Genomic DNA, 13,719 nt, shown 5'->3' with positions numbered 1-13,719 from the left:
AGCTGTGCTACCGGATTCCTCCCTGAGAATTCCCTTCCGCGCCGGCCGCAGCCGGAAATCCCCCACTTGACGTTCCGTTGTGACCGCCCTTACAGTTTCCATACGAGCATCGGACGTCCTACATCCGATAACCCACGAAACGCGAATGGTGAGGCACCCTATGAGCAAGACGATCCACAGCCTGCCGCTGGTCAATGACGCCAGCCGCCGGAACTTCCTGAAGCTAAGCGGCGCAGTTGGTGCAGCAGCCGCCTTCACGGCAACCCTTTCTGCGTGCGGCGGCGCTGCCAGCACCACCACGGGCACCACCACCAACACGGCTGCGGTCAACAAGGACCTCATCATCGAGGCAGGCATCTCCTACGCACTCTCCACGGGTTTTGACCCGCTGAGCTCCTCCGGCGCCACCCCTATGGCCGCCAACCTGCACATCTTCGAAGGCCTCATCGAACTGCACCCCGCCACGCGTCAGCCGTACAACGCTTTGGCTGCCGCAGACCCCAAGAAGGTCAACGACACCACCTACCAGGTGACCATTCGCGAGGGTGCCAAGTTCCATGATGGCTCCCCCGTCACCACCGAGGACGTCGCTTTCTCCTTCACCCGCGTGATGGATCCGGCCAACAAGTCCCTGTTCTCCCAGTTCATTCCCTTCATCCAGGACGTCAAGCCGCTGGACGAGAAGACGGTTGAGTTCACTCTGAAGTACGCCTTCCCCGGCTTCGGGCCCCGCATCTCGGTAGTCAAGATTGTGCCCAAGGCGCTGGCCACCGACCTGAAAGCCTTCGATGCCAAGCCAGTGGGCTCCGGCCCCTATAAGCTCGTTTCGGCGGTCAAGGATGACAAGATCGTGTTCGAAGCATTCGCTGACTACAACGGCCCCAAGCCGGCATTGGCCAAGGGGATGAACTGGTTGTTGCTCTCAGATGCCGCCGCCCGTGTCACCGCTGTGCAGTCCGGACGCGTCCAGGCGATCGAAGACGTACCCTACCTGGACGTTGACGGGCTGAAGTCCAAGGTCAAGGTGGAGTCCGTCCAGTCCTTCGGCCTGCTGTTCCTCATGTTCAACTGCGCCAAGGCACCGTTCGACAACAAGCTGGTCCGTCAGGCCCTGCACTACGGCATGGACAAGGAAGCCATCATTAAGAAGGCCCTGTTCGGCAACGCCAAGGCTGCCACGTCCTACTTCCAGGAAGGCCATCCGGATTACGTCAAGGCCAAGAACGTCTACGGCTTCGATACGTCCAAGGCTGAGGAACTCCTGAAGCAGGCCGGCGTCACCAGTCTCGAATTCGAACTCCTCACAACGGACACCGCCTGGGTGAAGGATGTTGCGCCGCTGATCCTCGAATCCTGGAACAAGATCCCTGGAGTCAAGGTCACCGTCAAGAGCCTCCAGTCCGGCGCTTTGTACAGCGACCGCGTTGGCAAGGGTGATTTCTCCGTGGTCGCAGCTCCCGGCGATCCCTCCGTTTTCGGTAACGACGCGGACCTCCTCTTGAGCTGGTTCTACTCGGGTGCAACATGGATGGACAAGCGCGCCTTCTGGACCACGCCGGAGCGTACCAAGCTGCAGGAGCTCATGAACAAGGGCTCGCAGGCTTCAGGTGAGGAAGCCAAGAAGATCGTGAGTGAAATCGTGGACATGGTTTCGGACGAAGTTCCCCTGTACCCGGTCTTCCACCGCCAATTGCCCAGCGCATGGGATGAAAAGAAGCTCAACGGCTTCCAGCCCCTGCCCACCACCGGCTTGTCCTTCGTCGACGTCGGACGCACAGCCTAAGCAACCCTTCGCGTTGTGAGGCCCGCTCTGCAGGGTTTAACCCCCAAAAACCCTGCAGAGCGGGCCTCCCAACCAGATCAACCGGAGAATACATTGGTCACCATATTGCGTTTGCTAGGCCGCAGACTTGCAGCATTGCCATTGATGATCCTGGGCATTACGTTGCTCGTCTTCCTCGTCCTGCAGGCCGCTCCCGGCGATCAGGCAAGCTCCGCCCTCGGCGATGGCGCCAGCGAAGAAGCCAAGCAGCAGTACCGCCAGGACAATGGCCTGAACGACCCCCTGGTCCTGCAGTACTTCCGATTCCTCGGCAAGCTCCTGCAGTTCGACCTCGGGGTCACCACACCACCGGCCAAGTCGGTGGCGTCCATGATCGCCTCGGCGTTCCCTCTGACCCTTCAACTCACCTTCCTTGGCGTCCTCATTGCGATCGTGCTCTCCCTGGCCTTCGGCATCATGGGCGCCCTGTACCGCGACAAATGGCAGGACCAGCTGGTCCGCGTCTTCTCCATCGCCGCGATTGCTACGCCGTCATTCTGGCTCGGCATCCTGCTCATCCAGTGGTTCGCTCTGGGCGAGAACCCGATGTTCCCCTCAGGCGGAATTGCGACGCCGGAATCCGGCTTTGGCGGTTGGCTCAACTCGATGGCCCTCCCGGCACTCGCCCTCGGCATCCCGGTCTCAGCGTCCCTGATCCGCGTGGTCCGCACCTCGATGGTTGAAGAGCTGGACCGCGACTACGTCCGCACCGCCATCGGCAACGGTGTCCCTTACCGCGAGGTGGTCTCCAAGAACGTCCTCCGCAACGCGCTCGTCACCCCGGTGACCGTGCTGGGACTCCGCGTGGGCTACTTGCTGGGTGGCGCCGTCGTGATTGAAATGATTTTCGCCCTGCCCGGCATGGGCCAACTGATCCTCAACGGCATCACCAACCTGGACGTCAACCTTGTCCAGGGCGTGGTGCTCACCATCTCGGTCACCTTTGTTCTGGTGAACATTGTGGTGGACCTCCTTTACCTGCTCATCAACCCCCGAATCAGGACGGTATAGCTCATGCGCAGCAAGCTCGCAGAACGGCTAAGTGCCCCGGGCATTCGTTTCAAGGCCCTGCCCTGGGGCTCCCGTATCGCCCTGGTCTTCCTCATGGTGATTGTCCTGGCAGCGATCTTCGCGCCGGTCATCGCTCCGCACGATCCTCTGGAGACCTTCATCCCGGCCACGCCGCCCGGCGCCGAACACTTCTTTGGCACCGACCGCCTGGGCCGTGACATCTTCTCCCGGCTCCTGTTTGGCGCACAGTCGTCGCTGATGATCGGTCTGGGCGCTGTTGCCCTGGCCATCTTGGCCGGAGCGCTCCTCGGTTCGTTCGCGGCCACCTCCAGCAAGTCCGTGAACGAGATCATCATGCGGCTCATGGACATCCTCATGGCATTCCCCGGCATCGCCCTGGCAGCCGTGCTGTTGGCAGCGTTCGGTAACTCGGTGCCCACCATCATCATCGCGATCGCCATCATTTACACCCCCCAGCTGGCCCGCGTGGTCCGTGCCAACGTGCTGGCACAGTACGGCGAAGACTACGTCCGTGCCGAGCGCGTGATCGGAGCCGGCCGCTTCTACATCCTGGTCAAGCACATCGTCCGCAACACCGCCGCCCCCGTGCTGGTGTTCGCCACTGTCATGGTGGCCGACGCCATCATCCTCGAAGCCTCGTTGTCCTTCCTGGGCGCCGGCGTGCAGGACCCCGCTCCTTCCTGGGGCAACGTGATCTCCTACGGCCGCAACCTGGTCCTGTCCGGCGGCTGGTGGGCCACTACCTTCGCCGGCCTCACCATCCTCTTGACCGTGCTGTCACTGAACATCCTGGCCGAGGGCCTCACCGACGCCATGGTCAATCCGAAGCTCCGCCGCGCACCGGTAGTAAAGGACGACGACGGATCCTCCGCAGCCGTTGCTGTCGATGCCGAGGTTGCCACCTCCGTTGCCCAGCCCTCTGTGGTTGAGGCACACGAGCTCGACGGCGTCATGGCGGCTTCCGCTGACGGCGTCACTTCCGGGGCTGGCTCCTCAGCCGTCCTCACCGACATGAAGCTGGCCGCCGCCAACCCGCACCTTCTCCTGGACCGCGAACTGGAACTCCTGGCAGCAATCGAAGCGAAGCGCACCGACCGCCTCCCGCAGGTTTCTCCCGAAGCGCGAAACGTGCTCGAGGTGAAAGACCTCTCCATCCGGTTCCCGGGGCGCTTCGGCGACATCGCGATTGTGGACAACGTCTCCTTCACCGTCCGCGAGGGCGAAACCATGGGCCTGGTGGGCGAATCCGGTTGTGGCAAGTCCATCACTTCCCTGGCCGTGATGGGGCTGCTGCCCAAGACTGCCCAAGTCACCGGCTCCATCAAGTTCGATGGCAAGGAGCTCCTGGACTCCGCAACCAAGCACAGCAACCCGAAGGCCTACGAGGGCCTCCGGGGCGAACAGATCGCCATGGTCTACCAGGACGCGTTGAGCTCCCTGAACCCGTCCATGAAAATCAAGGACCAGCTGGAGCAGCTCACCAAGCGCGGCGGCCGCAAGACGCCCGCAGAGCTGCTGGAAATGGTGAAACTGGATCCAGTGCGGACCCTCGCCAGCTACCCGCACGAGCTCTCCGGCGGCCAGCGCCAACGCGTGCTGATCGCTATGGCGCTGTCCCGTTCGCCCAAGATCGTTGTTGCCGATGAGCCCACCACCGCCCTGGACGTCACTGTCCAGAAGCAGGTTGTGGACCTTCTCAACGAACTGCGTGAACAACTCGGCTTCGCCATGGTTTTCGTCAGCCACGACCTCGCCCTGGTGGCCTCGCTGGCACACCGCATCACGGTGATGTACGCCGGCCAAGTGGTGGAATCCGCACGGGCTTCCGAGCTTCTTCAGAACCCCAAGCACGAGTACACCCGTGGCCTCCTCGGTGCGGTGCTGTCCATCGAGGCCGACGCTGTTCGCCTCCACCAGATCCCCGGCACTGTTCCGTCCCCGCGGGACTTCGCCACGGGCGACCGCTTCGCGGCCCGCTCACTGCGACCCGACGCCGATCCCCACCAGAAACTGGTCCTCACCGCCGTCTCTTCGGTTTCCTCGGCGAACGGTGACGATGCCGACCACTACTGGGCGAGCCATCTGAAGGAGGATGCGAAATGAGTGAATCGACCGGCAAGCCCGTCATCGAGCTCAAGGACGTCAAGGTCTACCACCATGCACGGACCGGTGGCCTGTTCCGTCCGAACATCGTCAAGGCCGTGGACGGCGTGGACTTCACCATCAGCCGCGGCGAAACCGTGGGCATCGTGGGTGAGTCCGGCTGCGGCAAGTCCACGCTTGCTTCGGTCCTCGTGGGACTTCAGCCGCCGACGTCGGGCAAGGTTTTGTTCCACGGAAAGCCGGCCATCAAGCGGAACGCGGCCATGCGCAAGCAGTTTGGCCGCTCCGTCTCCGTGGTCTTCCAGGACCCGGCGACGGCACTGAACCCCCGCATGACCATCCAGGACATCCTCACTGATCCCCTTCAGATTCATGGGATCGGCAACGCTGCTTCCCGCGCCGCCAAGGTCAAGGAACTCTTGGCCCTGGTTGGCTTGCCGCAATCGGCAGCCGAAGTGACGCCGTCGCAGGTTTCCGGCGGCCAGCGCCAGCGCGTGGCGATCGCCCGCGCGTTGGCTTTGGACCCGGACATCATCGTGGCCGACGAGCCGACGTCGGCGCTGGACGTCTCCGTCCGTGCGCAGGTCCTGAACCTTCTGTCCGACCTGAAAACCCAGCTGAACCTGGGCATGGTGTTCATCTCGCACGACATCCAGACCGTCCGCTATGTCTCGGACCGTATCTGCGTCATGTACTTCGGCAAGATCGTCGAACAGGGCTCAGCCGCGCAGGTCTTCGACAACCCGAGCAACGACTACACCAAGAAGCTGCTGGGCGCCGCGCCCAGCCTGCTTCACATCTAGTTTTTCCCCTCACAAGCTACAAACAACGGAGAATTCTGTGTCCACTCAGTTCCAGGGCGTCATCCCCCCGGTCATCACCCCCCGCCACGCAGACGGCAGCATCGACACCGCGTCGCTGAAAAACGTCACCAAGCACCTGATCGACGGCGGTGTGTCCGGCCTCTTCGTCCTGGGCTCCTCCGGCGAAGTCCCCTACCTCACCAACGATGAGCGTGAGCTGGTGGTCTCCACCATCGCCGACGCCAACGCCGGAGCAGTCCCGCTGATCGTGGGCGCCAACGAGCAGACCACCCACCGCGTGATCGAGGAAGCCCGCAAGGTGGTTGACCTCGGCGCTGACGCGATCGTGGTCACGTCCATGTACTACGCCATCGGCAACGCCGCGGAGACCGAAACGCACTTCCGCAGCATCCACGCCGCCATCGAGAAGCCCATCTTCGCCTACGACGTTCCGGTCCGCACGCACTTCAAACTGCCTACCGACCTTCTGGTCGGCCTCGGCCGCGACGGTGTCATTGCCGGCGTCAAGGACTCCTCCGGCGACGACGTTTCCTTCCGCCAGCTGCTCCTCGCAGCCAAGGACATCCCCAACTTCGACATCTTCACCGGTCACGAAGTTGTGGTGGACGGCGCTCTCCTGGGCGGCGCGCAGGGCGTTGTTCCGGGCCTCGGCAACGTTGATCCGGCCGGCTACCGCCGCCTGTTCGACGCCGCACAGGCTGGCGACTGGGCTGCGGCGGCCCGTGAACAGGACCGTCTGGCCGACGTCTTCGAGATCGTCTACGCCCCCAACGGACGCGTGTCCGGCGGAGCCGCTGGTCTGGGTGCGTTCAAGACCGCGCTGCAGGTGATGGGCGTGATCGAGTCCAACACCATGAGCTCGCCGATGCTGTCCTTGAACGATTCCGAGACTGCCGCGATCCGCGAAATTCTGGAGCGGAACGGGCTGGTCTAAGCTTCCATGACGGCTTCCATGACCCACGTGATCGGCGTTGACCTCGGCGGCACCAAAACCGCCGCCGGGGTTGTCTCCTCTTCTGGCGAGGTGTTGATGTCGGACACCATTCCGACGTTGAACCGGGCCGGTGGCGAAGCGATCCTCGATGCCACCGCTGCGCTGATCACGGGTTTGGTGGAGCGCGCTGCCGACGCCGGAATGTCAGTCTCCGGCGTCGGCGTCGGCTCCGCTGGGGTCATTGACGCTGTTGCTGGGACCGTGGTGTCTGCGACCGACGCGATTCAAGGCTGGGCAGGGACTTCGCTTGTTTCGGGGCTTTCATCCCGTCTTTCGCTTCCAGCCACCTCCGTGCGGGCCGTCAATGACGTTCACGCCCATGCCCTCGGTGAAGCCTGGCTCGGCGCGGCTGCCGGATCCTCAAGTTCGCTCATGGTGGCGTTCGGGACCGGCGTGGGCGGGAGCTTCGTGCTGGATGGTTCGCCTGTTCTGGGGCACCGTTTTGTTGGCGGGCACGTGGGGCATTTCGCCTCGCCTTTGGCGGTTTCCGATGGTCTTCCGTTGCCTTGTGTTTGCGGTTCGGCCGGGCACGTCGAGGCCATAGCTTCAGGCCCCGCGATGTATGAGGCCTTCCTGCGGTTTGGCGGTTCTTCCAGTGAGGTTTTGGACACTCGTGGCGTGTTCGCTCTGGCCGCTTCAGCTCACGACGGCGGTGCTGGCGCTGCCACCGCTGGTGACCGCACCGCCGCCTTGCGCGCCATTGACGTCGGCGCTTCCGCCGCTGGCCAGGCCGTGGGCGGGCTCATCAACATCCTTGACCCTGAAACCGTGGTGATCTCCGGTGGGTTGGCCGACGCCGGCGAACTCTGGTGGAAGCCCATGGAGACGGCGCTACGCAGAGAACTGCTGACACCACTGGTTTCTGTGCCCGTTGTTCGGGCACGCCTCGGCAACACCGCTGCCATTGTTGGCGCCGCGAAACTCGTTCTTAAGTAGTCCGTAAGTAAAGGCAGACACCATGATTCTCACCCCCGAAAGCCTCGAAGCTCTCCGCTCTCAGTTGATCGTCTCCTGCCAGGCCTACCCCGGCGAGCCCATGCGCGATCCCCGGACCACGGGACAAGTAGCGGCCTCCGCCGTCATCGGTGGCGCTGCGGCGATCCGCGTCCAAGGTTTGGCCGACGTGCAGTTCGCTCGTGCCGCCGTCGAGGTCCCTGTTATTGGTCTTTGGAAAGACGGCCATGACGGCGTTTTCATCACCCCCACCCTTCGCCATGCCTTGGCCGTTGCCAATGCGGGGGCTCATTTGGTGGCGATCGATGGAACGCGGCGGGCCCGTCCGGATGGGTTGTCCTTGGCCGCCACTGTTGCCGGTATCCATGCAGAATCCCATGCGCTGGTGATGGCCGATTGTGGTTCGTTCGATGACGCAGTGGCGGCGGTCGAAGCGGGTGCGGACCTCATTGGCACCACGTTGTCCGGCTACACCGGCGAGCGCGCCAAGACTGACGGTCCGGACTTGGAGCTTCTGGAGCAGATCGCGTCTGCGGACTTGGGCAAGCCACTCATCGCGGAGGGCCGCATTTATACCCCGGCCCACGCCCGCCAAGCCCTCGAGGCGGGTGCCTTTGCCGTGGTTGTTGGTACCGCGATCACCCACCCGGCGTCGATTACGGGCTGGTTCAAGGGCGCGATGCACGCGTAGCCCTGCAAACCCCACGCAAACCCTGCAAAGCGGGCCTCACAAACCAAGAGCCCTACGTTGCGAGGCCTGCTCTGCACCCTAAACCCCACGCAAACCCTGCAGAACGGGCCTCACAAACCAAGAGCCCTACGTTGCGAGGCCTGCTCTGCGCCCTAAACCCCACGCAAACCCTGCAGAACGGGCCTCACAACGCGCAGGGAGCGGTTGTAGGCTTTCCCCATGACTGCCGAGAGCTCCCGGGAATTCGATGTAATCGTGATCGGCGCGGGCGCCGTTGGAGAAAACGTGGCGGACCGTGTGGTCCGTGGCGGGCTGACGGCGGTGATCATCGAGAGCGAGCTAGTGGGCGGCGAGTGTTCCTACTGGGCTTGCATCCCTTCCAAGGCGCTCCTCCGTCCGGGTAACGTGCTCCACGCCGCCCAAGTGGTGCCCGGAGCCAAAGAGGCGATTACTGGAACCGTGGATGCCGGGGCTGCCCTTAAGCACAGGGACTGGTTCACCAATAATTGGCAGGACGGCAGCCAGGTTGAATGGCTGGACAGCGCCGGGATCGAGTTGATCCGTGGCAGGGGCCGAATTACTGGTCCCCGCGAGGTCCAGGTGGATGGACTCGATGGCAACAGTTACGCGCTCAAAGCCCACCATGCCGTGGTGGTCGCTACGGGGTCAACTCCCACCATCCCGGACATTGACGGCCTGAGCGACGTACCTTTCTGGACTACCCGCGGCGCCACGGCGGCCAAGGAAGCCCCAAAGCGCTTTGTGGTCCTGGGTGGTGGTGTGGCAGGGGTGGAGATGGCGCAGGCGTTCGCGCGCCTCGGCTCGGACGTCACCCTCATCGCCCGCGGTCGACTACTGAGCAGCTATCCGGAGGAAGCCGCCAACCTGGTGCTGGCCGGGCTTCGCGCCGACGGGGTGGCTGTTCATGTCCACACCGACGTGGAGAAAACGGAGGAGAACGACGACGGCTCCGTGACAGTCAGGTTCGACGGCAAGTCGCTCACGGCCGATAAAGTCCTGGTTGCCTCCGGGCGGCACCCCGCCCTGGCCAATCTGGGCCTGGAAAATGTTGGCGTTGAAGCACAGGACAGCAAACCCCTTCGACTCACAACGGATGCCAGCGGCTTGGTGGAAGGCCCTGCCAGCGATGGCACCAGCGGACTGTGGCTTTACGCCGCCGGGGACGCGGCCGGCAAGGTGCTCCTGACCCATCAGGGTAAATATGAGGCGCGTGCAACCGGTGACGCAATCGTCGCAAGGGCTAACGGCAAACTCGTCGGGACACCCAAACCGTGGAGCCCGTGGGCCCACACGGCAAACGACCACGCAGTTCCGAGCGTGGTGTTTACAGATCCTGAGGTTGCCTCGGTTGGCCCGAGCCTGGAGCAGGCCCTGCTGCAGGGCAAGAATGTCACGGGCGTGGAACTCCCCATCAACGTTTCCGGCTCGCAGTTGCACTCCCCCGACTACAAAGGCTGGGCCCAGATAGTGGTTGATGAGGACAGGAAGGTCATCCTGGGAGCTACTTTCGTGGGTCCGGGCGTTGCGGAACTCCTTCATTCCGCAACCATTGCGATCGTGGGCGAGGTGCCGTTGGACCGGCTGTGGCATGCCGTTCCTTCCTACCCCACCATCAGCGAGGTTTGGCTGCGGCTCCTGGAAAAGTACGGGCTCTAAATTTCTATTTGAACTGACCAGTCAGTTTAGTTAGACTTTCAGCAGACACCATTTCTGCGAAAGGCTTCATTGTGCTGTCCGTACAGCAACTTCAGATCAACGGCCGCCGGGACGATCTCCTCCCGGCAACGTCACTTCAAGTCCGCCGCGGCGAACTCCTGCTCGTCGCCGGAGAGGGCCAGGACCAGCGGACAGCTTTGGCGTTGGCTTTGAGCGGCCGCATGAAGCCAAGCAACGGCGTCCTCAGCTGGGACAACACCACCAAGACCAAGAAGATCCGCCTCGCCAGCGCCTTGGTGGACTCTCCCGGCGTCAACGAACCCGAGCAACACCTCAGCGTCCGCGACCTCGTCACCGAGGACCTCTCCCTGATTCCCCGGCGATACCGCGGCGCACTGCTGAGTAAACCGTGGCTGAAGGTCAACAGCTTTGAAGACATCGCCGGCCTCTGGATAGAACAAATTCCGGCCGCCCGCCGCTTGGAACTCCTCACCGCGCTGGCCTTGGCTGATCCAGCCACGGACCTCCTTGTAGTGGACTCCCCTGACCGCCACAGTGCCGATCCCGCGGCTTGGTTGCCCCGGCTTCAGGCATTGGCGTCCGACGCCGGGCGGCCGCTTGCCGTCGTCGCCGTCGTGGGTGCCCTCCCGGAGAACTGGACCGGAGCCGCTGCGGTGATCGGAAACTCAGTGACGCATCCCCCTGAACCGGAGGTGGAACCCACGCCCGCCGCACCGCAGGCCACCCGGCCCGAGCCGGCAACCGCCGTCGAACCCCAAACAGCGGACGAACCCAAGGCCAAGCACGCGGCCGAACCGGCACCCGAAACATCCGCAGCCCTCAAACCCGCTGCCCACACTGAATCCGAAAACCTTCAAAGGACTGCAAAGTGACTGTTCTGCGGCTGGCCCGCTCCGAACTCAAGCGCATGACCGGCGGGCTCCTGCCCAAGCTGACCATCCTCGCCCTGACCATGGTCCCGTTGCTGTACGGTGCCGTGTACCTTTACGCGAACTGGGATCCGTACGGCAACCTGAACCAGATCGACGCCGCCTTGGTGGTTGAAGACACGGGTGCCACCTCAAAAGACGGCACGGAACTCCAGGCCGGCAAAAAGGTGGCAGACAGCCTGGTTGAGGGCCACGTTTTCAACTGGAAGCAGGTGTCCAGCGCCGAGGATGCAGATGCTGGCGTTCGCACGGGTGAGTACGCCTTCGCCCTGCGCATCCCCAAGGATTTCTCCTCCAACCTGGTCTCCCCCGGGAGTTTCGACGCCGCCAACCAGGCCATGCTGCACGTCACCACCAACGATGCCAACAACTACTTGCTGAGCACCATCGTGGACAAGCTCACAACGGCCGTGCATTCAACGGTGGCCAAGGAAGTGGGCGAGGAAACCGCCAACCAGCTCCTCACGGGCTTCGGCACCATCCACGCCTCCATTGTGAAGGCCGCCGACGGCGCCACGGAGCTGGCCACGGGCGTTGGCAAACTCAGTGACGGCGCCGCGACACTGCACACCGGCACCACCCAGCTGGTTACCGGCGCGGACCAACTCGTGGCCGGGCAGACCCAGTTGCGCGATGGAGCCGTACAGCTGAACACCGGTGCCGGCCAGCTCAGTTCCGGCCTCACGGAGCTCAGGAACAAGACCGCTACCCTTCCAACGGATTCGCAGAAACTCGCTGATGGCGCGGCTCAAGTAGCCGCCGGAAACGCCGAGCAGAACGCGAAAGTCCAGGACGTCGTCGGGCAGCTCGAAGCGGCAGATAAGGGCCTCCGCAACCGCGTGGTCGAATCGAACGCGCGGCTGGTCACGGCCGGTGTGCTGACGCAGGAGCAGGCAGACAAGGTCCTGGCAGACTTTGATGCCGCAGCAGCGTCAGGCCCCGTCACCGATGCGAAGGCAAAGATTTCCGGGGACGCCGCCAAAATCCAGCAGCTCTCCGACGGTTCAGCCGCTGTGAGCGCAGGCGCAGCCAAGCTCGCCGCCGCCACACCAGCGCTGACCGACGCGATCTCGAAAGCCGCCGACGGGGCCGGGCAGCTGAACGCGGGCGCATCAACGTTGGCTGCCGGGCAGCAGACCGCCTTGGACGGCGCTGCCAAGCTCGACGACGGTGCCCACCAACTGGACGACGGTGCAGGCCAGCTCGCCAGCGGCGCAGTGACCGCATCCGATGGGTCACATACCCTGGCCACCGAGCTTGCGAAGGGCGCAGGAGACATCCCCAACCCCAACGATGAGCAAAAGAACAGTGTGTCCAAGGTGATCGCGGACCCGGTGGCCGTGGACAACGTGTCCCAGGCCAAGGCCGGATCCTATGGCGCCGGGCTGGCACCCTTCTTCCTGACCCTGGCCCTCTGGATCGGCGTGTTCATGCTGGTCCAGGCCATGCGGCCCATCACCCAACGGGCCTTGGCCTCGAACGCCCCCGCCTGGAAAATCGCCGTCGGAGGCTGGCTGCCGTTCTTCGTCGTCTCGGTGCTGCAAGCCACCATCCTCACCCTGGTGGTTGACCTCGGCCTGGGCCTCAACCCCGCGCATCCCATCGGAATGTGGCTGTTCATGCTGGCGGCCGTGATGGCGTTCAGCGCGATCATTCAAGGCATCGTGGCGCTCATGGGAACTCCCGGCAAGTTCGTGGTTCTGATCCTGTTGGTGCTGCAGCTCGTTTCCTCGGGCGGAACGTTCCCGTGGCAGACCACCCCCATGCCGCTCCATGTTGTGCATGAGGTCCTGCCCATGGGATACGTGGTCACCGGCATGCGACACCTGATCTACGGTGGTGACCTCAGCATGATCTGGCCCACCGTACTGGGTCTGCTTGGATACACTTTGCTGGGAGCGGCACTGTCAACGCTAGCCGTCCGCAAGCACAAGATGTGGACCCTCAAGACGCTGAAGCCGGAGATTGCAGTATGAGCACCACCGAGCCGGTCCCTTCCGCCGCCGAGTCCCAGGGAGGCGAATCAGGCCCTGCCGGGAAAAAACTACGTCCCGGCCGCACCAACGCCACCAAGCAGCGCCTGTTCGAGGCCTCCATGGAGCTGATCGGCGAGCGCGGCGCTGCGGGGGTCACCGTGGATGAGATCGCGGCCGCTGCGGGGGTGTCCAAGGGAACGGTCTATTACAACTTTGGCAGCAAATCCGATCTGATCGCACAGTTGCTGCGGCACGGTGTGGACATCATGCTGGTCCGGCTGCAGGACGTTCGGGGCAACAGCAACGACCCCCTGGAGTCCATGACCAACATGGTGGGGCAGGCCATGGAGTTCATGGACGACTACCCCTCCTTCGCCCGGCTGTGGGTCAGCGAAAACTGGCGCACTCCCGGGGAGTGGAGTGCCGTGTTTGCCGAGCTCCGGGCTGAACTTCTGGCCGTGGTTGGCTCGGCTGTGGAGAGCGTTGCGGCGGGCTACAAGGTGGACGAATCGATTGCACGGGGTTCTTTGGAGGCGGCGATCTTCGGTGCCATCTTCGTGGTGGGCCTGGACCGGCAGACGTACAACCCGGAACGCACCCGCGAGCAAAGCGTTGCGGCCGTGATGACCATCATGCACGGGTACGTCATCAAGTAACGCTGCCTCTCCTGGCGTTGTGAGGCCCGCTCTGCAGGCC

Annotated in this window: 11 protein-coding genes; all 11 read left to right on the top strand. The window is 63.5% G+C overall.

Annotation, left to right across the window (positions count from 1 at the left end; genetic code table 11):
• Window positions 1–145 precede the first annotated feature (145 nt).
• The gene (locus LDN70_RS03990) at window positions 146–1,783 is read left to right on the top strand and encodes an ABC transporter substrate-binding protein (protein WP_223941809.1); all 1,638 of its coding nucleotides are present in this window, start codon (window positions 146–148) and stop codon (window positions 1,781–1,783) included.
• Window positions 1,784–1,927: 144 nt separating this feature from the next.
• Window positions 1,928–2,833 (top strand): ABC transporter permease, encoded by a 906-nt coding sequence (locus LDN70_RS03985; RefSeq protein ID WP_142936656.1) that lies wholly within the window; start codon window positions 1,928–1,930, stop codon window positions 2,831–2,833.
• Window positions 2,834–2,836: 3 nt separating this feature from the next.
• Entirely contained in the window at window positions 2,837–4,957 is a 2,121-nt protein-coding gene (locus tag LDN70_RS03980; RefSeq protein ID WP_223941808.1) for a dipeptide/oligopeptide/nickel ABC transporter permease/ATP-binding protein, read from the top strand.
• Window positions 4,954–5,760, top strand: coding sequence for an ATP-binding cassette domain-containing protein (locus tag LDN70_RS03975; protein ID WP_142936606.1), 807 nt, complete (start codon window positions 4,954–4,956; stop codon window positions 5,758–5,760). Before LDN70_RS03980 ends, LDN70_RS03975 begins: the two co-directional genes overlap by 4 nt.
• 37 nt (window positions 5,761–5,797) lie before the next feature.
• Window positions 5,798–6,715, top strand: a complete 918-nt coding sequence (locus LDN70_RS03970) for a dihydrodipicolinate synthase family protein (protein WP_223941807.1) — start codon at window positions 5,798–5,800, stop codon at window positions 6,713–6,715.
• An 18-nt stretch (window positions 6,716–6,733) separates the two neighbouring features.
• Window positions 6,734–7,711 (top strand): ROK family protein, encoded by a 978-nt coding sequence (locus LDN70_RS03965; protein WP_223942592.1) that lies wholly within the window; start codon window positions 6,734–6,736, stop codon window positions 7,709–7,711.
• Window positions 7,712–7,733: 22 nt separating this feature from the next.
• Window positions 7,734–8,420, top strand: coding sequence for an N-acetylmannosamine-6-phosphate 2-epimerase (locus LDN70_RS03960; protein ID WP_223941806.1), 687 nt, complete (start codon window positions 7,734–7,736; stop codon window positions 8,418–8,420).
• A gap of 219 nt (window positions 8,421–8,639) precedes the next feature.
• Window positions 8,640–10,097 carry a dihydrolipoyl dehydrogenase family protein gene (locus LDN70_RS03955; RefSeq protein ID WP_223941805.1) on the top strand — a complete coding sequence of 486 codons (1,458 nt, stop codon included), beginning with the start codon at window positions 8,640–8,642 and terminating at the stop codon, window positions 10,095–10,097.
• A 71-nt stretch (window positions 10,098–10,168) separates the two neighbouring features.
• Window positions 10,169–10,990 (top strand): P-loop NTPase family protein, encoded by an 822-nt coding sequence (locus LDN70_RS03950; RefSeq protein ID WP_223941804.1) that lies wholly within the window; start codon window positions 10,169–10,171, stop codon window positions 10,988–10,990.
• Entirely contained in the window at window positions 10,987–13,023 is a 2,037-nt protein-coding gene (locus tag LDN70_RS03945; protein ID WP_223941803.1) for a YhgE/Pip domain-containing protein, read from the top strand. Before LDN70_RS03950 ends, LDN70_RS03945 begins: the two co-directional genes overlap by 4 nt.
• Window positions 13,020–13,679: a TetR/AcrR family transcriptional regulator gene (locus tag LDN70_RS03940; RefSeq protein WP_223941802.1), complete on the top strand. Its 660-nt coding sequence runs from the start codon at window positions 13,020–13,022 to the stop codon at window positions 13,677–13,679. The genes LDN70_RS03945 and LDN70_RS03940 overlap by 4 nt, the downstream gene beginning before the upstream one ends.
• Window positions 13,680–13,719: the final 40 nt, after the last annotated feature.

The organism is Arthrobacter sp. StoSoilB22 (assembly GCF_019977315.1).
GTDB lineage: Bacteria > Actinomycetota > Actinomycetes > Actinomycetales > Micrococcaceae > Arthrobacter.
This window is presented reverse-complemented; position numbering and strand designations above follow the sequence as displayed.

Excerpts from the sequence above, each read along its gene's own strand:
- LDN70_RS03960 (WP_223941806.1), top strand. The coding sequence starts at position 7,734 with ATGATTCTCACCCCCGAAAGCCTCGAAGCTCTCCGCTCTCAGTTGATC.
- LDN70_RS03955 (WP_223941805.1), top strand. The coding sequence starts at position 8,640 with ATGACTGCCGAGAGCTCCCGGGAATTCGATGTAATCGTGATCGGCGCG.
- LDN70_RS03975 (WP_142936606.1), top strand. The coding sequence starts at position 4,954 with ATGAGTGAATCGACCGGCAAGCCCGTCATCGAGCTCAAGGACGTCAAG.
- LDN70_RS03965 (WP_223942592.1), top strand. The coding sequence starts at position 6,734 with ATGACCCACGTGATCGGCGTTGACCTCGGCGGCACCAAAACCGCCGCC.
- LDN70_RS03980 (WP_223941808.1), top strand. The coding sequence starts at position 2,837 with ATGCGCAGCAAGCTCGCAGAACGGCTAAGTGCCCCGGGCATTCGTTTC.
- LDN70_RS03940 (WP_223941802.1), top strand. The coding sequence starts at position 13,020 with ATGAGCACCACCGAGCCGGTCCCTTCCGCCGCCGAGTCCCAGGGAGGC.
- LDN70_RS03990 (WP_223941809.1), top strand. The coding sequence starts at position 146 with ATGGTGAGGCACCCTATGAGCAAGACGATCCACAGCCTGCCGCTGGTC.
- LDN70_RS03985 (WP_142936656.1), top strand. The coding sequence starts at position 1,928 with ATGATCCTGGGCATTACGTTGCTCGTCTTCCTCGTCCTGCAGGCCGCT.